This is a genomic window from Aquamicrobium sp. NLF2-7, from assembly GCF_022359935.1.
In the GTDB taxonomy this organism is placed as follows: Bacteria; Pseudomonadota; Alphaproteobacteria; order Rhizobiales; family Rhizobiaceae; genus Mesorhizobium; species Mesorhizobium lusatiense.
In genome coordinates this window covers 416,272-439,343 of the sequence record NZ_JAKSED010000001.1, presented here as the reverse complement: position 1 = coordinate 439,343, position 23,072 = coordinate 416,272, and the positions used below count along the sequence as shown (strand labels likewise).

The window sequence follows — 23,072 nt, the reverse complement described above, 5'->3', positions numbered from 1 at the left end:
GCGCCTAGCCACCCCAAGGGGCTGGCTCACCGCAACTACCTAGAAGGCCCGGAAAGTCACCATCGTAAAAGTGTCCTTGATGCCCGGAATGATCTGCACACGCTGATTGACGAAATGGCCTACATCCTCGTCATCATCGACATAGAACTTCGCGAGCAGGTCGAACTGGCCGGCAGTGGAATAGATCTCGGAAGCGATCTCGGCATCCGCCAGCTCGCTGGCCACCTCATATGATTTGCCGAGGTCGCATTTGATCTGCACGAAAAACGTCTTCATCGCCTGTCCAGTCCGCAATCGGTTGTGTTTATGCTGTTGTCGCAGTTTGGCCGGCTGCTTTCAAGTTGCGCGGCGAAAGGCTTACAGGGCCGGGATGTCGCCGCTTGCCCAACCTTCCGAAATCGCGGCGGCGCGCTCGACGAACTTTCCGGCCGCGATGGCGTCGCGAATATCCTGCATCAGGCGCTGGTAGTAGGCGAGGTTGTTCCAGGTCAGCAGCATGGCTCCCAGCGCTTCCTGCGAGCGCACGAGATGATGGAGATAGGCCCGGGAATAGTCGCGCGCGGCGGGGCAATCGCTTTCCTCGTCCAGCGGGCGGTGATCGTCGGCATGGCGGGCATTGCGCAGGTTGACCTTGCCGCGACGCGTGTAGGCAAGGCCGTGTCGCCCTGCCCGCGTCGGCATCACGCAGTCGAACATGTCGATGCCGCGTGCCACCGATTTCAGTATGTCGTCAGGCGTGCCGACGCCCATCAGGTAGCGCGGCTTGTCGACGGGTAGTTCCGGACAGGTGATCTCGAGCATGTCCAGCATCACCGCCTGCGGCTCGCCCACGGCAAGACCGCCAACCGCGTAGCCCTTCAGATCCATCGCCTTCAGCGCCTGTGCCGACCGCACCCGCAGTTCCGGATTGTCGCCGCCCTGCACTATGCCGAACATGGCCTTGCCCGGCTGGTCGCCGAAGGCCGTCTTGCAGCGTTCCGCCCAGCGCAGCGACAGCTCCATGGCCCGCTCGATCTCGGCATGTTCTGCCGGCAGCGCCGTGCATTCGTCGAGCTGCATCTGGATGTCGGAATCGAGCAGCCCCTGAATTTCGATCGAGCGCTCGGGCGTCATCTCATAGGGTGCGCCGTCGATGTGCGAGCGGAAGGTGACGCCATGCTCGGTCAGCTTGCGCAGCTTCGAAAGGGACATGACTTGGAAGCCGCCGGAATCGGTGAGAATGGGCCACGGCCAGCGCGCCAGTTCATGCAGGCCGCCAAGCCGTGCGACACGCTCGGCTCCTGGCCGCAGCATGAGGTGGTAGGTGTTGCCAAGGATGATGTCGGCACCTGTGCCGCGCACCTGATCCATATACATGGCCTTGACGGTTCCGCCGGTGCCTACAGGCATGAAAGCCGGAGTGCGCACCGTGCCGCGCGGCATGACAACCTCGCCGCGCCGCGCATTGCCATCACTCGCGAGTACGCGAAAGGAAAAATTTTCCGTCATGTCTGCTGCCTGAAAAGAAGGCTGGAATCGCCATAGGAATAGAAGCGATAGCCGGTCGAAATCGCATGTTCGTAAGCGGCCCGCATCGTTTCCATTCCGGCAAAGGCCGAAACCAGCATGAACAGCGTGGAGCGCGGCAGATGGAAATTGGTCATCAGCATGTCCGCGGTGCGGAAGCGGTATCCGGGCGTGATGAAAATATCCGTGGCGCCGGACCATTCCTTCAGTGTGCCATCTTCCGCCGCCGCGCTTTCCAGAAGACGCAACGAAGTAGTCCCGACCGCAACGATGCGGCTTCCCCGCTCTCGGGCGGCATTGAGGGCGGCGGCAGTTTCAGCGGACACGACGCCGCTTTCGGCGTGCATCCTGTGCTGGTCTGTATCGTCCGCCTTGACTGGCAGGAAGGTGCCGGCCCCGACATGAAGCGTCACGAAGCGGCGTTCCACGCCCATGTCATCGAGTGCCGCAAATAGTTCCGGCGTGAAATGCAGGCCGGCGGTGGGAGCGGCAACCGCGCCTTCCTCTCTGGCATAGATGGTCTGGTAGTCGAGACGGTCGCGCTCGTCATCCGCGCGCTTCGAGGCGATGTAGGGCGGAAGCGGAATGTGTCCGACCGCATGCAACGCCTCGTCGAGGAAGGGACCCGACACATCGAAAGCCAGCAGCACCTCGCCGCCTTCCCGCTTTTCAACAACAGTGGCATCAAGTTGGCCGAGGAAACAAGATGAGCCGTCGTGGCCGAAATGAATTCGGTCGCCTTCGGCTACCCTTTTGCCGGGCCGCATGAAAGCCAGCCACCGGTCGGGGCCGACGCGCATATGCAGCGTCGCATCAACCTGTGCGGTTGCCTCGCCGCGGCGGCGCATGCCCTTCAGTTGTGCGGGGATAACTCTGGTGTCGTTGAACACGAGCACGTCGCCCGGCTGCAGCAGCGAGGGCAGATCGCGCACGGAGAGATCTTCAAAAGGTTCGCCGGAGCGGACTTTCAGCAGCCTTGCGGAGTCGCGAGGCTCGGCCGGGCGCAACGCAATGCGCTCTTCAGGAAGATCGAAATCGAAAAGATCGACACGCATCAGAGATAGCGGACCATCACCGCTCCGACGATCAGGAGCCCCGCTCCAGCCAGCCGTCCGAGCGATATTTCGCGCACGGCAACGCCCAGAAATCCAACGCGGTCGATGACCATTCCTGCAATGAGCTGTCCGGTAATCAGAAAGGCGATCAGCGCTGCGGCACCGATGCGCGGAATAAGGAGAATGCTCGTCGTGACATAGACGGTGCCGAGCAGGCCGCCTGCCACGAACAGCCATGCCTGTGGCTCACGCCAGGTAATAGAGGTGCCCTGCGTGCGGGTGACGATGAAAGTCACCACACCAAGCACGACGGCCCCGGCAAGAAAGGAGATGGCAGCAGCAGCCAGCGGCGAGCCAAGCCCGCGCGCCAGTTCAGCATTGATGGGCGCCTGAATGGCGACGAAAGCGCCAGCCATCACGCCCAGCAGTGCCCACAATACAGCTGCCATCTCCATGGTCCCTTCAGCTTCAGGCTGCGACGTCGGCCGCGACCTTCAGCGAGACGATCTTGTCGGGGTTCTGCACGGGCTCACCGCGCTTGATCTTGTCGACGTTCTCCATGCCTTCGATCACCTGACCCCAGACCGTGTACTGCCGGTTGAGGAAGGAAGCGTCCTCGAAGCAGATGAAGAACTGCGAGTTGGCGGAATTCGGGTTCTGGGCGCGAGCCATGGAGCAGGTGCCGCGGCCGTGATTGGTGTTGGAGAATTCGGCCTTCAGGTCCGGCTTGTCCGAACCACCCATGCCGGCGCGGCCCGGGTTGAAATCCTTCGAGTCCGTCTTGCCGAACTTCACATCGCCGGTCTGGGCCATGAAGCCATCGATGACTCGGTGGAAAACAACGCCGTCATAAGCGCCTTCGCGGGCCAGTTCCTTGATGCGCCCGACATGGCCGGGGGCCAGATCGGGGAACAGTTCAATCACCACCTGTCCCTGCGTGGTTTCCATGATGAGCGCGTTTTCGCGGTCCTTGATCTCAGCCATGTTCAGAATTCCTCTTTTAAAATGATCAGTTGTCAGCCGCTATGCGGGCCTTGACGATACGATCGGGACTGGCCACCGAGCCATTCTGCGCGTTTGAGCCCTTCTTGATCTTGTCCACCAGGTCCATGCCGCTCTCGACTTTGCCGACAACGGTATAGTCGCCGTTCAGAGACGGGGCCGGCGCAAACATGATGAAGAACTGGGAGTTGGCAGAATTCGGATTTTGCGCGCGGGCCATTCCGACCACGCCACGCTCGAACTTCTCGTTCGAGAACTCCGCCGGCAGGTCCGGAAGATCGGAGCCGCCCGTGCCGACGGCACGTGGATTGAAGCCGTCTTCCATGTCGCCATATTGCACATCGCCGGTCTGGGCCATGAAACCGTCGATGACCCGGTGGAAGGCCACATTGTCATAAGCGCCGTCGCGCACCAGCTTCCGGATCTGCTCGACATGCTTCGGCGCGAGGTCGGGGCGCAGCCCGATGGTGACATCGCCATCCTTGAGTGTCAGGACAAGAGTGTCTTCAGGTTGGGCGGCCGTGACCGGGAGCGCGGCGACGGCAAGGCCGCCAACCACGATGGCAAAGGCCGCGAGCTTCTTGAGCATGATGGAATATCTCCAGCTATTTCGCGAATTTGGCGATCAGAGGTGAGACGACCGCAGCGGGCACGAACGGCTCGATGTTACCGCCCATGGCAGCGATCTGCCGCACGAGTGTGGCGGTAATGGTTCGCACCGAAGGACTTGCCGGCAGAAAGATGGTCTGAAGATCCGGCGCCATGACTTCGTTCATGCCGGCCATCTGCATCTCGTAGTCGAGATCCGTGCCGTCGCGCAGGCCGCGAATCATGATCGAGGCCCCGAGACGGCGCGCGGCCTCCACCACCAGCCCGTCGAACGAGACGACGGAAATGCGCTCGCTGTCACTGCCCAGTTCATGGCGTGCAACCGAGCTGATCAGATCGACGCGCTCTTCGAACGAGAACAGCGGCTTCTTGCCCGGGTGAATGCCTATGGCGGCATAAACCTTATCGGCAATCGCAAGCGACGCTTTCAGCACGTCCAGATGGCCGTTGGTGAGCGGGTCGAAGGAACCGGCATAGATGGCGATACGTTCAGTCATGGCAGATTGCTTCTAGAGACAGCCGGAGCCGAACGCAACGCATTGGCTTCCTCAAATGGGTTTGGCGCACATGAATGCAGAATGAACATGCATGTCAGAAGCCGTTCAAGGCGAATCACCGAACTTAAGCAGAACAATCAGGATGAAACCAAAACCACAGTCACGCGTTCAGGTTACAGGAGACACGATCATGATTATCTACATGCTCGCAGCCGCCATGACTATCGCGATGCTGATAGCCACAGTTTTCGGGCTGCATCAGGAAGCTGAACGCAACCGCTCACAACGCCGCTCTGCCGGCTTTCCGCTGCGCCCGCGCAATCCCTACCAGATGTAGGGAGGCGCAGGAGCGCTGGTGCTGAGCCGGCACGAGCCGCTGCGGATCATTCCGCCTGCGGCTCACCGCCATCAGAAATTGCCGGGCCTTCGGAAGTTGCCGAAATGTCGCCGGCTGCGTCAGCACCTTCGCCGCCATTGACGGCATCAGTTTCGGCGTCGCCGTTTTCGTCCTCGTCAGATCCCGGTTCGGAAATCCGCTCGACGGAAACCACCTTCTCGCCTTCGGCGGTGTTGAAGATGGTAACTCCCTTGGTGGCGCGGCTGGCGAAGCGAATGCCGTGGACGGGCACGCGGATCACCGTACCGCCATCGGAAACCAGCATGATCTGGTCATCATTACCCACGGGGAATGTCGCGACAAGCCGGCCGATTTCGTCAACCTTCGAGACGTCGGTGGCACGAATGCCCTTGCCGCCACGATTGGTCAGCCGGAAATCGTAAGACGAAGAGCGCTTGCCATAGCCGAATTCCGTTACGGTGAGCACGAACTGTTCGTGCGCCTTCAGGAACTCATAGCGCTCATCATCGATCTGCGCATCCTCGCCAACTTCCTCGTTGGTGAGCGCAATTTCCTCGTCATCACCATTGCCGGATAACAAACGCCGCTCGACGGCAGCACGCTTGAGATAAGCGGCGCGCTCGGCGGGGCTTGCATCCACATGCTCGATGATCGTCATGGAAATGGCGCGATCGCCTTCCGCCATCGATATGCCGCGCACGCCGACCGAATTGCGACCGGCGAAGACGCGCACATCCGAGACGGAGAAGCGGATGCACTGCCCCGACGCAACCGTCAGCAGCACGTCGTCATTCTCGGTGCAGGTCTCGACGCCCAGAATTTCGTCGCCCTCATCCAGCTTCATGGCGATCTTGCCATTGCGCTTGACGTCGACGAAGTCGGACAGCTTGTTGCGGCGCACGGTGCCACGGGTGGTGGCGAACATCACATCCAGCTCACCCCAGCTTGCCTCGTCCTCGGGCAGCGGCATGATGGTGGTGATGCGCTCGCCCTGCTGCAACGGCAGCATGTTGATGAGCGCCTTTCCGCGCGATTGCGGGCTGCCGATGGGCAGGCGCCACACCTTTTCCTTGTAGACGATGCCGCGTGACGAGAAGAATAGCACCGGGGTGTGCGTGTTGGCCACGAACAGCCGGGTGACGAAATCCTCGTCCTTGGTCGACATGCCGGAGCGGCCCTTGCCGCCGCGACGCTGCGCCCGGTAGAGCGACAGCGGGACGCGCTTGATGTACCCGGAATGGCTGACGGTAACGACCATATCCTCACGCTGGATAAGGTCCTCGTCATCCATATCGGCGCCGCCATCGGCAAGCTCCGTACGGCGCGGCACGCCGAACTCGTCACGAACGGCGATCAGCTCATCCTTGACGATCTGCTGGATGCGGGCCCGCGAGGACAGGATGTCCAGATAGTCGCGAATTTCCTCGCCAATGGTGTTCAGCTCATCAGCGATCTCGTCACGTCCAAGCGCGGTCAGTCGCTGCAGGCGCAGTTCGAGAATGGCGCGGGCCTGTTCCTCGGAGAGGTTGTAGGTGCCGTCCTCGTTGATGCGGTGGCGCGGATCGTCGATCAGATGGATCAGCGATTCCACATCCGCCGCCGGCCAGCGGCGCTCCATCAGCTGCTCACGCGCCGTCTGCGGATCGGGCGCGTGGCGGATCAGCTTGATGACTTCATCGATATTGGCCACTGCGATCGCCAGGCCAACCAGCACATGAGCCCTGTCGCGCGCCTTCCGCAGCAGATATTTCGTGCGGCGGCTGATCACGTCCTCGCGGAATGTCGCGAAGGCCTTCAGCATGTCGATGAGCGTCATGACCTCCGGTTTGCCGCCGTTCAGCGCCACCACATTGGCGCCAAACGAGGTTTGCAGAGGCGTATAGCGATAGAGCTGGTTGAGGATCACCTCGGCATTGGCGTCGCGCTTCAGCTCGACGACCACGCGATATCCCTGACGATCGCTCTCATCGCGAATATCGGAGATGCCCTCGATGCGCTTGTCGCGCACCAGTTCGGCCATCTTCTCGATCATCGAAGCCTTGTTCACCTGATAGGGAACCTCGGTGATGACGATGGCTTCGCGATCACCGCGCATAGGCTCGATATCGACCTTGCCGCGCATCACGATGGACCCACGGCCGGTCGAATAGGCATTGTAGATGCCCGAACGGCCAAGGACGATACCTCCCGTTGGGAAATCCGGACCGGGAATGATCTCCATCAGGTCCGTCAGGTCGATGGCGGGATTATCGATAACGGCGATGGCGCCGTTACAGACCTCAGCCAGATTGTGCGGCGGGATGTTCGTGGCCATGCCGACCGCGATACCGCCCGAGCCGTTGACCAGCAGGTTCGGAAAACGGGCGGGAATAACGCGCGGCTCCTGACCGGAGGCGTCATAGGTATCCTGGAAATCGACAGTGTCCTTGTCGATATCTTCCAGAAGCTCGTGAGCGACCTTCGCAAGGCGCGCTTCGGTATAGCGCATGGCCGCCGGCGGATCGCCGTCGATGGAGCCGAAATTGCCCTGCCCGTCGATCAGCGGCACGCTCATCGACCAGTCCTGTGCCATGCGCACCAGGGCGTCGTAGATCGAGGCATCGCCATGCGGATGGTATTTACCCATCACGTCGGCCACCGGGCGGGCCGACTTCACATATTTGCGGTTCCAGTGATAGCCGCTTTCATGAGACGCGTAGAGGATGCGGCGATGGACAGGCTTGAGGCCGTCGCGAACGTCAGGCAGAGCGCGGCTGACGATCACGCTCATGGCGTAATCGAGATAGGAGCGCTGCATCTCCTCGACGATGGAAATCGGTTCGATGCCAGTCGGATCGCCGTCGGCACCGCGCGGTGTATCTTTGTCGGTCAAATCAGGTCACACATTCTGGGAATCATTCTTCCCTTATATAGGATCGACCCTCAATTCTCCAACAGCCAGCGATCTTTTCCAGAACTGATTTTCCACGTTATTTCAAATGGATATGGGTTTTTGGAGAAAATCGGCAAACCAGTCGCCTGCAAGCGCGGAACCATCCCCCCGAATACGCCGCCCCGCCACTGGCGCCAGCGGCCGCGTTGCGTTAGCCTGAAACGACAGGGGACATGTGCCAATGCCGAATTTCGACAGCCTTTTCAATGCGTTCGTTACACTGCTTGTAACGATAGATCCGCCCGGACTGGCGCCGATATTCCTGGCTGTAACGAGCAACATGAACCGCGCCCAGCGCAAACAGGTGTCCGTCCGCGCCAGCGTGATCGGCTTTGCCCTGCTGGCGCTTTTCGCAGTCGCGGGCTCTTCCATCCTCTCCGTCTTCGGCATCACGCTGGCGGCATTCCGCGTCGCCGGCGGATTCCTGCTTTTCTTCATTGCCTTCGAGATGGTTTTCGAGAAGCGCAACGACCGCAAGGAAAAGATTTCCGACGTTGCCATAACCCGCGACCACATCCACAACATCGCCGCCTTCCCGCTCGCCATTCCCCTGATCGCCGGCCCCGGCGCGATCTCCGCCACCGTGCTTCTGTCGGGTTCGTTTCAGGGCTTTGCCGGACAGGCAGCGCTTGTCGGCATCATCTTCCTGTGCCTTGCCGTCACCTATCTGGTGTTTCTGCTGGCTGAACGCATCGACCGCATTCTGGGCGAAACCGGACGCTCGATCCTCACGCGCCTGCTGGGCGTCATTCTGGCGGCGCTGGCCGTGCAATTCGTGGCTGATGGCGTGAAAGCCCTCATCGCCGGCTGACAGGCTGGCTCAATCAAATCTTAACCCTCATTCCCGAGTTTCGGAAAATCATTCTTTCCGGAGAATCGTCATGAGCAGGTTTCTGATCATCGCCATCGCCGTTGCGTCGCTGTCAGGGTGCGGCTCCTCGCAGGCCATGCGCACAGCCAGCGGCGCTGCCATCGGTGCGGGTTCGGGCGCACTTGCAGGCGCCGCAGTCGGCGGAACCGGGGGAGCCGTTGTCGGCGGGCTTGGCGGCGCGGCGCTTGGAGCCGTCATCGCCACCAGCAACTGATTAAGAGCTGCCCGACAGTAAGGCGCGCGATCGGTAAAATCGGTTCCTTGTGCTTGACCCCGATTTCCACGCGATGTTGAACTTGGCTGCATTGCATCATGAGCAGGAGCCAGACATGCATCATCTTCGCCTCATCGCCGCCGCCGGGCTTGTCGCCTGTGTGGTCTCCGCGCCTGCACACGCCCAGCAGGCCCAGCCCCACATCACGCTCCCGCTCGAGGCCTCCGGTGAAGCGAGCGTCAACACTGTTACCTACACATGCGGAAGCGAGACCCTTTCGGTCAGCTATGTGAATGCGGATCCGAACTTCCTCGCCATCCTGCCGGTCGAGGGAAAATCCACCGTCTTTGCCTCGGTGATAGCCGCTTCGGGAGCCCGCTACGCAGCAGGCCAGTATGAATGGTGGTCGAAGGGCGACGACGCCACATTGCGCGACCTGACTGCCGGTGAAGACGCAAAACCCCTGCTCGAGTGCACTTCGGCTTCCGAATAGCAGAAAAGCATCGCAGGCATTTTCTACCCGGAAACAAAAAACCGCCCCGTCACAAAACGGGGCGGTTTCATTTTTGGAGGGAAGCTGATCAGTCGTTGGCGGACAGGTTCGTTCCAAGCGTGTCCTTGACGAACAGCAGGCCGACGATCAGCGACATCGCCGCAATCGCCACCGGGTACCAGAGGCCGAAGTAGATATCACCCTTATAGGCACTCAGCGCGAACACGGTTGCCGGCAACAGGCCACCGAACCAGCCATTGCCGATATGATAGGGCAACGACATGCCGGTGTAGCGGATGCGGGTCGGGAACATTTCGACCAGAATCGCGGCGATCGGCCCGTAAACCATCGTCACATAGAGGACGAGGATGAACAGGATGCCGATCGTCAGCGGCCAGTTCACCTTGTCGGGGTCGGCATACATGGTGAACGCACCCGAGTTAGGAATGCTGTAGGCCGTTATCTCGGTGGCGCCGGCAGCTTCCTCGGCAGTGATCACCTTGTCTGTGATCGCCTGCTCGACCGGAATGGTCTTCTTGTCACCATTGCGCACGGCCGCCGCATCCAGATTGAGTTCAGGATTGGCTGCGACGAAGGCATCCAGTTTCTGGTCGGCCACCACGCTGGCTGCACGCCGCAGCGGATAACCGCCATCCTGCAGCGCGATGTTGACGCCCTTCTGGAAGGCCGTTTCCTTTGCCTTGGCATCGGCGCCGGCGGCAATGGCATCGAACGACCCGACCGTTTCATCACCGATCGTAACGGTGGCTGCCGTGCCCGGCGCGGCTGTCGCCACCACGTCATACGGCACCGAGTTGCGGGTGAGGAACGATGTGGCGATGTCGCAGGATGTGGTGAACTTGGCGGTACCGACCGGATTGAACTGGAACCGGCAGTCGCCCGGTGCGGCGGTCACGGTTGCACGCATGTTCTGCTGAGCGGCCGCAAGCGTCGGGTTTGCCGCCCATGTCAGCGCCTTGAACAGCGGGAAGGTGGTGAGGATCGCCAGCACGAAGCCCGCCATGATGATCGGCTTGCGGCCGATCTTGTCGGAAAGCCAGCCGAACACGACGAAGAAGATCGAACCGACGGCGAGCGCAATCGCGATCATGATGTTCACCGACCACGCATCGACCTTCAGCACATTGGTGAGGAAGAACAGCGCGTAGAACTGGCCGTTGTACCACACCACGGCCTGCCCGGCGGTGAGACCCAGCAGCGCCAGCAGAGCGATCTTCGCGTTTTTCCACTGGCCGAAAGCCTCCGAGAGCGGCGCCTTCGAGGTCTTGCCCTCAGCCTTCATGCGCTTGAAAGTCGGTGATTCCGAAAGTGACAGCCGGATCCATATGGACACGCCCAGCAGCAGGAAGGAGACGATGAACGGAATGCGCCAGCCCCATGCGGCATAGCTCTCGGCGCTCAGCGAGGCCTGCACCAGCAGGATCACGATCAGCGACAGGAACAGGCCGAGCGTTGCCGTGGTCTGGATCCACGAGGTGTAGAAGCCGCGCCGGTCGTCGGGCGCGTGCTCGGCGACATAGGTGGCGGCACCACCATATTCGCCGCCCAGCGCAAGGCCCTGAAGCATGCGCAGAACGATCAGGATGATCGGCGCGGCCATGCCCCAGCTCGCATATCCCGGCAGGATGCCGACCAGAAACGTCGAAAGCCCCATGATGATCATGGTGACGAGGAAGGTATATTTGCGGCCGACGAGATCACCAAGGCGGCCGAACACCAGCGCGCCGAAGGGGCGCACGAGAAAGCCGGCAGCGAAAGCGAGCAGAGCGAAAATGTTGCGGGTTGCTTCAGGGATAGCCGGGCTGAAGAAGGTAGAGCCGATGAACACGGCCAGAGACCCGTAGAGATAGAAATCGTACCATTCGAAGACGGTGCCGAGAGAAGAGGCAAAAATGACCTTCTTCTCCTCCCGTGTCATGCCGCGGCTCGAACCGCCGGCGGTTGATGCCATTGCCATTGGGGGTCCTCCTCTTTGCTGCCTCCCTGGCGACCCTCCTGTCGCCGGTAAGAGGCAAAAAGGCGCCGACTTCAGCCGAGCGCCATATGCAAAAAAGTGACAGAAAGCCGTGGCAAACGGCACCAGTGCTTTCGGATTATGACTTTCGTCTAATATATCCGGCAAAGCGACGAACGGCCGATTTCGCGCGCCGCGTCATGCGCGCCCGGCAAGTTCCTGTCGCAAAAAAGTTTTCCGCTGCTGGATCAGTCGAGACTGTCGAGAAGTTTCACGGCAGCGACGAAATCATGGTGCCGCTGCGCGCGTCGCGCCACGGCCTCGGCATCCTGCCCCCACTGGGCGATCTGCCAGTCTTCATCGACATGGGCTGCCAGCCAGGCGGCTTCCGATTCGATCTCATCGGCTTCAACCGCCAGTGCCAGCAAGGCCGAACCGGTCAGCGATGTCATGACATGCAGGCCGGCCAGCCGAAAGGGATCATTGCGGCGCGCCAGCCATGCGCCCAGCACCGCAATCGACTCGCGCGGCTGCTCGACATGCATGACGCCTTCGGCAAGATTGAAACGCGCGCCCACACCCGTCTGAACCCAGTCCAGAACCGGATCCCAATGAGTGTTCTGTCTTTCGACAAGGCTTTCCGGGCCTTCCGCGCGATAGCAAAGCATGTCGGTCGAGGCGAAGCGGAGAATATCCTCCAGCACCGCCTGCGGATCGGTGGCCACGCCATCAATCGCCGTGTTGACCAGCCTCAGGACCGGCATCTGCATCGGATCGATGACTTCGGTCTGCTCTTCGAACTCCTGCGCCACCAGCTTCGCTGCCGCTTCGGTCGGCAATGCGAGCAGGTTTTTGCCGGGCGTGCGCACGGGCTTGCCGTCAAGATGAACCGCGAAGTTCTCACCATCCTGCACAACGGCGACCTGCTTGTAGAACCGCTTCGGCAAAGGGGTGCGCATCTGTATCTGGGCGCGTTTGACCGGATCGGGATCCGACAGCTGAATGTTGTTTTCAACGTCTTTCAGCACATCGCGCATATCCGGCTTCCCGCCCTTATCCGGTGAACCCATTACTCGTCCTCGGCATTCTGCTCGTCAAAGCCGAGCAAATTCCAGCTCTGGCGCATATGTTGCGGCATGGGCGCGGTCACGTCGATGCGGCCACCGTCAGGGTGCGGAATGACGATGCGCCGCGCATGCAGATGCAAACGGTTCTGCATCCCGCCGGGGAAATCCCAGTTGGTGTCAGCTTCGAAATATTTCGGATCGCCGATGATCGGGCAGCCGATATGGGCCGCATGCACACGCAGCTGGTGAGTGCGGCCCGTATAGGGCTCCATTTCCAGCCATGACAGCGACTGTGCCGCCTGCTCGACGACACGGTAGAAGCTCACCGCGTGATCGGAGCCCTTCTCGCCATGTCTGGCCACCCGCATACGGTCGCCATCCGGTGTCTGCTCCTTGATCAGCCACGTGGAAATCTTGTCCTCGCGCTTCGGCGGAACGCCTTTCACCAGTGCCCAGTAGGTCTTCTTCGTCTCGCGATGACGGAACGATTCCGACAGCTTCATCGCCGCCAGACGCGTGCGCGCCACCACGAGCACGCCGGACGTGTCCCGGTCGAGCCGATGGACAAGGCGCGGCTTCTCGCCCTTCTTGTTGCGCAGTGCTTCCAGCATGTCGTCGACATTGCGGGTCACGCCCGAACCGCCCTGCACGGCAAGGCCGGCCGGCTTGTTGAAGACATAGACCTTCGGGTCTTCATGCAGCAGCATGCGGGCCAGAACATCGCCATCATCCTGATTGCGGATGGAATGGCCGGTCATGTGCTCGCTGGCCTTGCGATCCACCTCAAGCGGCGGAATGCGGATGACATGGCCCGGCTCGACGCGCGTATCGGCCTTGGCGCGGCCGCCATTGACCCGAACCTGCCCGGAGCGCAGCAGTTTCTGCAGATGGCCGAAACCCAGCCCCGGATAGTGAGCCTTGAACCAGCGGTCGAGCCGCATGCCGGCCTCACCGGCCTCAACCGTTATCTGTTCTACGCCTGCCATGAGCCTGTCCATTGATCCCGGCCGCCAGATAGCACCAAGCGCCCGCTTTTGCGAGCGGCCTTGCCACATCGGGGATTTATTGTATCAGCCGCGTTCCTTGCGCAGCTTCGCCCAGTATTCAAGGCGTTTCCTGATTTCGCGCTCGAAACCGCGCTCGGGGGGATCGTAAAACGTCTTTCGGCCCATCTTTTCCGGAAAATAGTCCTGCCCCGAAAAAGCGTCCGGCTCGTCGTGGTCGTAGCGGTAGCCGGCGCCGTAGCTTTCTTCCTTCATCAGCTTTGTCGGTGCATTCAGAATGTGCCGGGGCGGCAGAAGGGAACCGAACTCCTTCGCGGCACGCATCGATGCCTTGTAGGCGGTGTAGACCGCATTCGATTTCGGGGCGGTGGCGAGATAGACGCAGGCCTGCGCCAGCGCCAGTTCGCCCTCCGGGGAGCCCAGAAAATCATAGGCATCCTTGGCGGCGTTGCAGACCACCAGCGCCTGCGGATCGGCGAGCCCGATGTCTTCCACCGCCATGCGCACCAGCCGGCGGCCGAGAAAGAGCGGGTCCTCGCCGGCATCGAACATGCGGGCCAGATAATAGAGCGCGGCATCAGGATCGGAACCACGCACCGATTTGTGCAGGGCGGAGATCAGGTTGTAATGCCCGTCCTGCCCCTTGTCGTAGATCGGGGCGCGCCGCTGCACCACGTTCAGCAGGGTTTCCGCATCGAACACCTCGCCCGGTCCCGCTGACCGCCACACTTCCTCGGAAAGGGTGAGCGACGCGCGTCCGTCGCCGTCCGCCATGCGGATGAGCGCCGCCCTCGCCTCCTCGTCGAGCGGCAACGGCTTGCCTTCCGTTTCCTCGGCACGGGAAAGAAGCTTGGCGATGCTGTCCTTGTCCAGAGACCGGAAGGTGAGCACGCGGGCGCGGGAAAGCAGAGCCGCATTCAGCTCAAAAGACGGATTCTCGGTCGTGGCCCCCACCAGAATGACGGTGCCGTCCTCCATGACAGGCAGAAAACTGTCCTGCTGGGCGCGGTTGAAGCGATGAATCTCGTCGACGAAGAGCAGGGTCTGGCGACCGTTGGAACGGCGCAGGCGCGCCGTCTCGAACACTTTCTTTAGGTCGGCGACCCCGGTGAAGATCGCAGATATCTGCTCGAAGGCGAGGCTTGTCTCGCCTGCCAGCAGGCGGGCGACCGTGGTCTTGCCCGTTCCCGGAGGTCCCCAGAAGATCATCGAGCCCAGCGAACCGGAGCGGATCATGCGCGACAACGCACCGTCCGGCCCGGTCAGATGCTCCTGCCCCACAACCTCGGCCAGCGTTTTCGGCCGCAAACGGTCAGCCAGCGGCTGGCCGGGCGGAGTTGCCTCGGGCGTTGCGGAACCGAACAGGTCAGCCATCTGCGCCGTCTCAGTACCGCAGCACCTGGCGCATGAGCTGGCCGTTGCGTTCGATGGTGAACCGCCACCAGCGCGCGTTCTGCTGCGATGCGTCGGACAGCTTGCGCGCGCTGTCGATGGTCTGGCCGTTGACCTCGCGCACGATGTCACCCGGCCTGAGGCCGAAATCACCGGCCGGTGAATTGCGATCGACCTCGACGACAGCCACACCCTTGATGTCGGCGTTCATGCCGAGACGCTGGGCGAGGCGTGGTGACAGTTCCGCCACCTTGGCGCCGGCAAAGGGGCTGCGGCCGCGCAACTGCACCTGTGCCACCGACGCACCTTCCGGCGCGCGCTGCAAGGCGATGTCGACTGTCTTTTCCTCGCCCTTGCTGAGGACGCCGAGCTGAGATTGCGTACCGATCGGCTGCGTTGCCAGACGGTAGCCGAGCGCATCGACACCTTCAATGCGGGCGCCGTTGAAGCTCAGCACCACGTCGCCCGGTCGAAGTCCGGCCACTTCCGAGGGCCCTCCGGCCTCGACCGCGGAAACCAGAGCACCATACGGCGTTTCCATTCCGAGCGATTCCGCGATCTGGGGGGTGACCGCCTCGAAAGTCGCGCCGATATAGGGACGCTCGAAGAAATCGCGACCGGCCTTGGCCGCCTCCACGAACGCGCGCACCATGTTGGAGGGAATGGCGAAGCCGATGCCGATTGATCCGCCGCTGCGGCTGTAGATCGCCGTGTTGATGCCCACAAGCTGGCCGCCCATGTTGATGAGGCCGCCACCGGAATTGCCCGGATTGATGGCTGCATCGGTCTGGATGAAGAAGCCGGAATCGGAAATGCCGATGTGGCTGCGCGCCAGCGCGGAGACGATGCCAGAGGTCGTCGTCTGGCCGACGCCGAACGGATTGCCGATGGCAAGCACGAGGTCGCCGACCTGCAACGCGTCGGAATCGCCGATCGCGATCACCGGAAACGGCTTGTCGGAATCGATCTTCAGGACAGCGAGGTCGAGCGACTCATCCTTGAGCAGCACCTTGCTCGAGAACTCGCGGCCATCGGACATGGCCACCTTCACCTCGTCCGCATCCTTGATCACATGGAAATTGGTGACGATGAAGCCCGCCTCATCGACGAGAACGCCGGACCCGAGCGAGGATTGCGAGCGCGGCATGGAGCGGCCGAAGAACTGCTCGAAGAAGGGGTCACCATCGAAGGGCGAGCGCACGCGCGCGGTCTGGGAGGCATAGACGTTGACAACGGCCGTCGCGGTCTGCCGGACCAGCGGCGCGTAGGACAGTTGCACTTCATCGCGGCCGAAGGGCACCCGGCGATCGGGACCACTGTTCTCGCCACCCCCCGATCCCTGCAGAAGATCAGTCAGGACTTCCGAGAGCCCGGGAGACTCCTTCTTTTCCTGCGAAATCGCGTAAGGCACGGAAGGTGCGGCGAGAAGCAAAGACAGAGCGCCTATGAAAGCTAGGCTGAAGCGCTTGGCGACCATGGACGAATCCTCCGGGCAATATCACTGCTTATTGTGGTGATGATTGTGCTGAATGAAAGGCCTGATAAGCCTGAATTCCCGCCCCCTTCAAGGCATCTGGAAAAGATTTCCCGAAACCCGGCAATTCCCCGACCGTCCGGCACTTTCCGTTTCATTACACCAGCGGGCAGTCATCGCCCGCGCATACACGAAAATGTGGCCGGCAGAAGCCGTCGTCATGGTCGAAACCATGCCATGCGGGCGTTATATAGTTGAAATCGCGACAAGGACAACGCCAGAGAGGCAACGCCAATGCCTGCCTATTCTTCCCTCCGGATCGCAAACAGGGAAATCACGCCGGAAGCCGCATTTCTGGATCGGCGGCGTTTCCTTGCCGGTGCCGCCGGACTGCTCGCCTTCGGTGCAACCTTGCCCGCCATGGCAAAACCGCTCACGGCGAGTGAGAGCGCTTTCTCGACAGACGAGAAGCTGACGTCGGAAGATGACATCACTTCCTACAACAATTTCTATGAGTTTGGCCTCGGGAAAGGCGATCCGAAATCCAGATCGGGTAAATTCGAGCCGACGCCGTGGACCATCAGCGTTGAGGGAATGGTGGCAAAGCCCCGCGAATTCGGGCTGGACGATCTTCTGGCCTTCCCGCTTGAGGAGCGTATCTATCGCATGCGCTGCGTGGAAGCATGGTCCATGGTCATTCCATGGACGGGATTTCCCCTGTCGGCCCTTCTCGACAAGGTCGAGCCTCTCGGCTCGGCCAGATATGTCGCGTTCGAGACGGTGGTGCGGCCGGATCAGATGCCCGGCCAGAGCGGTTATTTCCAGTCTATCGACTGGCCCTATGTCGAAGGCCTGCGGCTCGACGAGGCACGCCATCCGCTGACGATTCTGGCGCTCGGCCTCTACGGCAAGACATTGCCCAATCAGAACGGCGCGCCCGTGCGCCTTGTCGTGCCGTGGAAATATGGCTTCAAGGGCATCAAGTCGATCGTGCGCATCACGCTGACCGACAAGCAGCCGCCGACCAGCTGGAATATTCTGGCGCCGCATGAATACGGCTTCCTCGCCAACGTCAATCCGGCGGTCGATCACCCGCGCTGGAGCCAGGCAAGCGAAATACGCATCGGCGAAAGCGGCTTCTTCGGAGCGAACCGGCGCCCCACCCTGCCCTTCAATGGTTATGGCGCAGATGTTGCCGATCTTTATGCCGGCATGGATCTGGAAGCCAATTTCTGATGGCCGGGCTTCCGGCAGGGTTGTCGCCGCGCCTGCGCAAGGCATCGATATGGATGGTCTACCTGCTCGGCCTCCTTCCTGCGGCATGGAGCTTCTGGCTAGGCGCCACAGGCCGGTTGCCGGGAAATCCCGTCAAGGAATTCGAGCACCTTCTGGGCTTGTGGGCGCTGCGTTTCCTCATCGCCACGCTGGCGGTCACACCGTTGCGCGACCTGTCCGGCATCAACCTGTTGCGCTACAGGCGTGCGCTCGGTTTGCTGGCGTTCTGGTATGTGCTGATGCACTTCACGACCTACATGGTGCTCGACCAGTTCCTGAATGTCGCGGCGATCGTCGAGGATATTACCCGGCGGCCCTTCATCACCATCGGCATGGCGGGCCTGCTGATGCTGGTGCCGCTGGCGCTCACCTCCAACAACTGGTCGATCCGCAAGATGGGCTCGCGCTGGGGCAAATTGCACCGGCTGGTTTATGTCACTGCTGCTGCCGGCGCGCTGCACTATGCGATGTCGGTGAAGATCGTGGGGCCGCAGCAATGGATTTACATCGCAATCATTGCGCTGCTGCTGGCGTGGAGACCGTTGCGTCCCTATTTCAACGCTCGTAAGCGCAGCCGGCGCGCACCTGAAAGGCCGGCATGAAACGGAGCGGCCTGCGAAATACAAAAAAGGCCGGGAGATCACTCTCCCGGCCTTTTTCAATTAACCAGATGCACCTGAAAATCAGGCTGTTTCGGCCTCGGCAGCAGCTTCGGCTTCCAGGCGGACGCGGTCGGCAGCGCCCTTGGCCGAGGTGTCGCGCTCGACGAACTCAATTACGGCCAGCGGAGCGTTGTCGCCGCGGCGGAAGCCGGCCTTCATGATGCGCAGATAGCCGCCGTTGCGGTTGGCATAGCGCGGAGCGATGGTATCGAACAGACGCTTCACGACGTCTTCGTTGCCGATCTGAGCGATCACCTGACGGCGGGCATGCAGGTCGCCGCGCTTGCCGAGGGTGACCAGCTTCTCGACGATCGGACGCAGGTCCTTCGCCTTCGGCAGCGTGGTGACGATCTGCTCGTGCTCAAGGAGCGAAACAGAAAGGTTCGCGAGCATCGACTTGCGATGGCTTGCACTGCGGGAGAAACGACGGCCTTTGAAACCGTGGCGCATGGCTCTTTTCCTTCTTTAGCTGTTCAGGAGGCCACGGCCTCCGATGGTTTTCCGCATGGCCGTCGGACCGGAATATCCGGTCCTCGGTACCATGCTCTATTCAGGCTCAGTACTGGTCTTCGTAACGCTTGGCGAGATCTTCGATGTTCTCCGGCGGCCAGTCCTGAACCTCCATTCCGAGGTGCAGCCCCATGGAAGCCAGAACTTCCTTGATCTCGTTCAGCGACTTGCGGCCGAAGTTCGGGGTACGGAGCATTTCCGCCTCGGTCTTCTGGATCAGGTCGCCGATGTAGACGATGTTGTCGTTCTTCAGGCAGTTGGCCGAACGGACCGAAAGCTCCAGCTCGTCCACCTTCTTCAGAAGCGCCGGATTGAAGGCGAGTTCCGTCACCTGCTCGGCGGCGGCTTCCTTCTGCGGCTCCTCGAAGTTGACGAACAGGGCAAGCTGGTCCTGCAGGATGCGGGCAGCGAATGCCACTGCGTCCTCGCCGGACACCGAACCATCGGTTTCGATGGTCATGGTGAGCTTGTCCTTGTCGAGCTCCTCGCCGTGGCGGGTGTTCTCGACCTTGTAGGAGACCTTCTTGACCGGGGAGTAGAGGCTGTCGACCGGGATGAGACCGATCGGGGCGTCCTCGGCCCGGTTGCGCTCGGCAGGAACATAGCCCTTGCCGGTGTCGACCGTGAACTCCATGCGGATTTCCGCACCCTCGTCCAGCGTGCAGATCACGTGGTCGGGGTTCAGGATCTCGACGTCGCCGACAGTCTGGATGTCGCCGGCGGTGACGGTGCCCGGACCCTGCTTGCGCACAACCATGCGCTTGGGGCCTTCGCCTTCCATCTTGATGGCGATTTCCTTGATGTTCAGGACGATGTCGGTGACATCTTCGCGAACACCGGCAATAGACGAGAACTCGTGAAGAACGCCGTCGATCTGCACGGCAGTGACGGCCGCGCCGCGCAGCGACGACAGCAGCACCCGACGAAGGGCATTGCCCAGCGTGAGACCGAAACCGCGCTCCAGAGGCTCGGCAACCAGCGTGGTTACCGTCTTGCTCTTTGACGAGAACTCGACCTTGTTCGGCTTGATCAGTTCTTGCCAGTTTTTCTGGATCATATTCTATTCCTTCCGCTACCCCACCACCATCCAATCGTGGTGGGCGATCTGGAAAACCGCAAAAGCGCCCGAAGGGCGCTCAAGCAGAGAGAAAAAAGTCAGACGCGACGCTTCTTGCGCGGGCGGCAGCCATTGTGCGGAATCGGCGTCACATCACGGATCGAGGTGATGGTGAAACCGGCAGCCTGAAGCGCGCGAAGAGCCGACTCACGACCCGAACCCGGACCGCAAACCTCGACTTCCAGCGTACGCATGCCATGTTCCTGCGCCTTCTTGGCGGCATCCTCGGCAGCCATCTGGGCAGCGAACGGGGTCGACTTGCGCGAACCCTTGAAGCCCTGGGCGCCAGCCGACGACCAGGCAATCGCATTGCCCTGAGCGTCGGAGATGGTGATCATGGTGTTGTTGAAGGTCGAGTTGACGTGAGCGACACCCGACGAAATATTTTTACGTTCGCGACGACGAACGCGTGCGGCTTCCTTGGCCATTTTTGTCCTTTCAGTTGATCTCTGCACCGCCGTAATGCCAGCGGCTACACCTTTGAAGCGGTGCGGATATGACGCAGGACAGCATCATCCGATGCCGCCCTGCCCCGCACATTCCAAAAATTACTTCTTCTTGCCGGCGATCGCCTTGGCAGGGCCCTTGCGGGTGCGCGCATTGGTGTGCGTGCGCTGGCCGCGAACCGGCAGCGAACGACGGTGACGCAGACCGCGGTAGCAGCCCAGATCCATCAGGCGCTTGATGTTCATCGAAACTTCGCGGCGCAGATCGCCTTCGACCTGATAGTCGCGGTCGATGGTCTCGCGGATCGCCAGAACTTCAGCGTCGGTGAGCTGGTTCACGCGGCGCTCGGCCGGAATGCCGACCTTGTCGACGATTTCCTGAGCGAACTTCTTGCCAATGCCGTGAATGTACTGGAGCGCGATAACGACGCGCTTGTTGGTCGGAATATTTACACCGGCTATACGAGCCATCTTCCAGTTCTCCATGTGGGCCAGGCTGAGCCGGCACTGTTGCATTTACCCGCGTCCGGTGGAGGCCGGCCCCTGCGGGGTAGTCAAACAAGCGAACATGCCAAAGAGGCACGCCCACCTCACGCCTTGTGGGAATGAGGGGTCGCCATACTTCACATGACGGCTTACGTCAAGTGAAAATCTTAATAGTTAACCGACTGTCTCGGGCAGCAACGCCTCGATCTGCGCGGTTACCTCGTCCATGGACGCCATGCCATCGACGCCCCTGAGCATGCCCTTGGCATGGTAATAACCGATCAGAGGAGCGGTTTTCTTGTAATATTCGCGCAGGCGTTCCTCGAACACTTCCGGATTATCGTCCTTGCGCACCGGCTGTCCGGCGGCTTTGGCCTCTTCCGCGCGCCTGACGATACGGCCCACCAGGGCACCATCATCAACCACCAGCTCAATCACCGAATCAAGCTTCTGGCCGCGCTCCTTCAGCATCGCCTCGACCGCATCGGCCTGTGCGAGCGTACGCGGATAGCCATCGAGGATGAAACCTCTGGCGCAATCCGGCTGGTCTATGCGCTCGGCAACGATCGCATTGACGATCGCATCCGAAACCAGCTCGCCGGCATCCATGACCGCCTTGGCCTTCTGGCCAACCGGCGTCTGGGCAGCGACGGCAGCACGGAGCATGTCGCCAGTGGACAGCTGCGGAATACCGTATTTGCTGACCAGCCTCTGTGCCTGGGTCCCCTTGCCCGCCCCCGGCGGGCCCAGCAGTATAAGCCTCATCTTCCCCTCTTACCTCCACGCAGCTTCGACTTCTTGATCAGTCCCTCGTACTGATGAGCGATCAGGTGTCCCTGAACCTGAGCCACAGTATCAAGCGTCACGCTGACCACGATGAGAAGCGAGGTGCCGCCGAGGTAGAAAGGAACGCCAGTCGCCGCAATCAGATATTCCGGCATAAGGCAGATGGCGACCAGATAGATGGCGCCGATCACGGTGATGCGGGTGAGCACATAGTCGATGTACTCAGCGGTCCGCTCGCCGGGACGATAGCCGGGAATGAAGCCTGAATGCTTCTTCAGCTGGTCAGCCGTTTCCTTGGGATTGAAGACGATAGCCGTATAGAAAAAGGCGAAGAACACGATCATCGCGCCATACAGGAACATGTAGATGGGCTGACCGTGACCGAGCGCCGTCAGAATGGTCGACGCCCATGAAGGCAGGTTCTGCGTATTGGAGAAACCGGCGAGCGTTGCCGGCAGCAGCAGCAGCGACGACGCAAAAATCGGCGGGATGACGCCTGCGGTGTTGAGCTTCAGCGGCAGGTGCGACGTGTCGCCCTGGAACATGCGGTTGCCGACCTGACGCTTCGGATACTGGATCAGCAGCCGGCGCTGGGCACGCTCGACGAACACGATGATGGCAATTACCGCAACCGCCAGAACCATGATGGCAAGCACGAGCCCGGTAGACAACGCGCCGGTACGGCTCAATTCCAGCGTACCGCTGATGGCATGCGGAAGGCCCGCCACAATGCCCGCAAAGATGATGAGCGAAATACCGTTGCCGATGCCGCGTGCGGTGATCTGCTCACCCAGCCACATCAGGAACATGGTGCCGCCCGTCAGAGTGATGACAGTCGAAATCTGGAAGAACAGCCCCGGATTCGAAACGATGTTGTTGCCGCCCTGAAGTCCGACGGCGATGCCATAGGACTGAACCAGTGCCAGCAGAACAGTGCCGTAACGGGTGTACTGATTGATGATCTTGCGCCCCTGCTCGCCTTCCTTCTTGAGGGCTTCGAGCGTAGGAACGACGGACGTCATCAGCTGCATGATGATCGACGCGGAAATGTAGGGCATGATGCCCAGCGCGAAGATCGCCATGCGCTCGACGGCACCGCCGGCAAACATGTTGAACATGCCAAGAACGCCGCCGCTCTGCTGCTGGAAAGCCTGCGCAAAAGCGTCGGGGTTGATTCCGGGCAGCGGAATATAGGTGCCCAGACGATACACAAAGAGCGCACCGAGCGTAAACCAGATGCGCTTCTTGAGATCTTCGGCCTTGGCGAAGGCCGCAAAATTGAGATTGGATGCCAGTTGTTCAGCAGCCGAAGCCATGCAAAATTCTCCGCAGGACGACGCG

25 protein-coding genes are annotated in these 23,072 nt (G+C 61.1%); 6 read left to right on the top strand and 19 right to left on the bottom strand.

Translation table 11 applies throughout. From position 1 onward, the window contains the following. Positions 1-39 precede the first annotated feature (39 nt). The 7 genes from MIC97_RS02195 to coaD form a co-directional block, all read right to left on the bottom strand. Positions 40-276, bottom strand: coding sequence for an Lrp/AsnC ligand binding domain-containing protein (locus tag MIC97_RS02195; RefSeq protein ID WP_183829864.1), 237 nt, complete (start codon positions 274-276; stop codon positions 40-42). An 81-nt stretch (positions 277-357) separates the two neighbouring features. Further along, entirely contained in the window at positions 358-1,488 is a 1,131-nt protein-coding gene (gene tgt, locus MIC97_RS02190) for a tRNA guanosine(34) transglycosylase Tgt (protein WP_239798662.1), read from the bottom strand. Next, complete coding sequence (queA, locus tag MIC97_RS02185) at positions 1,485-2,561, bottom strand: tRNA preQ1(34) S-adenosylmethionine ribosyltransferase-isomerase QueA (protein ID WP_239798661.1); 1,077 nt, start codon at positions 2,559-2,561, stop codon at positions 1,485-1,487. The genes tgt and queA overlap by 4 nt, the downstream gene beginning before the upstream one ends. Next, positions 2,561-3,010: a DMT family transporter gene (locus MIC97_RS02180; RefSeq protein ID WP_239798660.1), complete on the bottom strand. Its 450-nt coding sequence runs from the start codon at positions 3,008-3,010 to the stop codon at positions 2,561-2,563. The genes queA and MIC97_RS02180 overlap by 1 nt, the downstream gene beginning before the upstream one ends. A gap of 19 nt (positions 3,011-3,029) precedes the next feature. Continuing rightward, positions 3,030-3,545, bottom strand: a complete 516-nt coding sequence (locus tag MIC97_RS02175) for a peptidylprolyl isomerase (protein ID WP_183829852.1) — start codon at positions 3,543-3,545, stop codon at positions 3,030-3,032. 25 nt (positions 3,546-3,570) lie between these two features. After that, entirely contained in the window at positions 3,571-4,152 is a 582-nt protein-coding gene (locus MIC97_RS02170; protein WP_239798659.1) for a peptidylprolyl isomerase, read from the bottom strand. 16 nt (positions 4,153-4,168) lie between these two features. Further along, entirely contained in the window at positions 4,169-4,669 is a 501-nt protein-coding gene (gene coaD / locus MIC97_RS02165; protein WP_183829846.1) for a pantetheine-phosphate adenylyltransferase, read from the bottom strand. 190 nt (positions 4,670-4,859) lie between these two features. On the opposite strand from coaD, the gene MIC97_RS02160 reads away from it, so the two are divergent. Beyond that, positions 4,860-5,006, top strand: coding sequence for a hypothetical protein (locus MIC97_RS02160; RefSeq protein ID WP_239798658.1), 147 nt, complete (start codon positions 4,860-4,862; stop codon positions 5,004-5,006). 46 nt (positions 5,007-5,052) lie between these two features. Here the strand turns inward: MIC97_RS02160 and gyrA are convergent, their stop codons facing one another. Further along, positions 5,053-7,899, bottom strand: coding sequence for a DNA gyrase subunit A (gyrA, locus tag MIC97_RS02155; protein WP_239798657.1), 2,847 nt, complete (start codon positions 7,897-7,899; stop codon positions 5,053-5,055). 241 nt (positions 7,900-8,140) lie between these two features. Between gyrA and MIC97_RS02150 the strand changes: the two genes are divergently transcribed. From MIC97_RS02150 to MIC97_RS02140, 3 genes are all read left to right on the top strand, one after another. Continuing rightward, the gene (locus tag MIC97_RS02150; protein ID WP_183829840.1) at positions 8,141-8,770 is read left to right on the top strand and encodes a MarC family protein; all 630 of its coding nucleotides are present in this window, start codon (positions 8,141-8,143) and stop codon (positions 8,768-8,770) included. 70 nt (positions 8,771-8,840) lie between these two features. Beyond that, complete coding sequence (locus tag MIC97_RS02145) at positions 8,841-9,044, top strand: hypothetical protein (RefSeq protein ID WP_239798656.1); 204 nt, start codon at positions 8,841-8,843, stop codon at positions 9,042-9,044. Positions 9,045-9,159: 115 nt separating this feature from the next. After that, positions 9,160-9,537, top strand: a complete 378-nt coding sequence (locus MIC97_RS02140; RefSeq protein ID WP_239798655.1) for an MliC family protein — start codon at positions 9,160-9,162, stop codon at positions 9,535-9,537. A gap of 88 nt (positions 9,538-9,625) precedes the next feature. On the opposite strand, the gene MIC97_RS02135 is transcribed toward MIC97_RS02140, so the two are convergent. The 5 genes from MIC97_RS02135 to MIC97_RS02115 all read right to left on the bottom strand — a co-directional run bounded on the left by MIC97_RS02135 (position 9,626) and on the right by MIC97_RS02115 (position 16,452). Next, complete coding sequence (locus MIC97_RS02135; RefSeq protein WP_239798654.1) at positions 9,626-11,515, bottom strand: MFS transporter; 1,890 nt, start codon at positions 11,513-11,515, stop codon at positions 9,626-9,628. Between the two features lie 245 nt (positions 11,516-11,760). Continuing rightward, positions 11,761-12,549: an ATP12 family protein gene (locus tag MIC97_RS02130; protein WP_239801003.1), complete on the bottom strand. Its 789-nt coding sequence runs from the start codon at positions 12,547-12,549 to the stop codon at positions 11,761-11,763. Between the two features lie 32 nt (positions 12,550-12,581). Then, complete coding sequence (locus MIC97_RS02125) at positions 12,582-13,565, bottom strand: RluA family pseudouridine synthase (protein WP_239798653.1); 984 nt, start codon at positions 13,563-13,565, stop codon at positions 12,582-12,584. A gap of 84 nt (positions 13,566-13,649) precedes the next feature. Continuing rightward, the gene (locus MIC97_RS02120; protein ID WP_239798652.1) at positions 13,650-14,957 is read right to left on the bottom strand and encodes a replication-associated recombination protein A; all 1,308 of its coding nucleotides are present in this window, start codon (positions 14,955-14,957) and stop codon (positions 13,650-13,652) included. Positions 14,958-14,967: 10 nt separating this feature from the next. Further along, positions 14,968-16,452, bottom strand: a complete 1,485-nt coding sequence (locus MIC97_RS02115; RefSeq protein WP_239798651.1) for a DegQ family serine endoprotease — start codon at positions 16,450-16,452, stop codon at positions 14,968-14,970. A 291-nt stretch (positions 16,453-16,743) separates the two neighbouring features. On the opposite strand from MIC97_RS02115, the gene msrP reads away from it, so the two are divergent. Together msrP and msrQ are read left to right on the top strand one after the other, a co-directional pair. Then, positions 16,744-17,685, top strand: a complete 942-nt coding sequence (gene msrP / locus MIC97_RS02110; protein WP_239798650.1) for a protein-methionine-sulfoxide reductase catalytic subunit MsrP — start codon at positions 16,744-16,746, stop codon at positions 17,683-17,685. Further along, the gene (gene msrQ, locus MIC97_RS02105) at positions 17,685-18,326 is read left to right on the top strand and encodes a protein-methionine-sulfoxide reductase heme-binding subunit MsrQ (protein ID WP_239798649.1); all 642 of its coding nucleotides are present in this window, start codon (positions 17,685-17,687) and stop codon (positions 18,324-18,326) included. The genes msrP and msrQ overlap by 1 nt, the downstream gene beginning before the upstream one ends. A gap of 81 nt (positions 18,327-18,407) precedes the next feature. Here msrQ and rplQ read toward each other — a convergent pair whose 3' ends face one another. From rplQ to secY, 6 genes are all read right to left on the bottom strand, one after another. Further along, positions 18,408-18,836, bottom strand: coding sequence for a 50S ribosomal protein L17 (rplQ, locus tag MIC97_RS02100; RefSeq protein ID WP_239798648.1), 429 nt, complete (start codon positions 18,834-18,836; stop codon positions 18,408-18,410). Positions 18,837-18,942: 106 nt separating this feature from the next. After that, on the bottom strand, positions 18,943-19,953 hold the full coding sequence (locus MIC97_RS02095) for a DNA-directed RNA polymerase subunit alpha (protein ID WP_239798647.1): 1,011 nt from the start codon (positions 19,951-19,953) through the stop codon (positions 18,943-18,945). Positions 19,954-20,051: 98 nt separating this feature from the next. Further along, positions 20,052-20,441: a 30S ribosomal protein S11 gene (rpsK, locus tag MIC97_RS02090; RefSeq protein ID WP_018427863.1), complete on the bottom strand. Its 390-nt coding sequence runs from the start codon at positions 20,439-20,441 to the stop codon at positions 20,052-20,054. Between the two features lie 120 nt (positions 20,442-20,561). Next, on the bottom strand, positions 20,562-20,930 hold the full coding sequence (gene rpsM, locus MIC97_RS02085) for a 30S ribosomal protein S13 (RefSeq protein WP_035032425.1): 369 nt from the start codon (positions 20,928-20,930) through the stop codon (positions 20,562-20,564). Positions 20,931-21,119: 189 nt separating this feature from the next. Then, positions 21,120-21,710, bottom strand: a complete 591-nt coding sequence (locus MIC97_RS02080) for an adenylate kinase (protein WP_239798646.1) — start codon at positions 21,708-21,710, stop codon at positions 21,120-21,122. Beyond that, complete coding sequence (gene secY / locus MIC97_RS02075) at positions 21,707-23,047, bottom strand: preprotein translocase subunit SecY (RefSeq protein ID WP_239798645.1); 1,341 nt, start codon at positions 23,045-23,047, stop codon at positions 21,707-21,709. Before secY ends, MIC97_RS02080 begins: the two co-directional genes overlap by 4 nt. Positions 23,048-23,072: the final 25 nt, after the last annotated feature.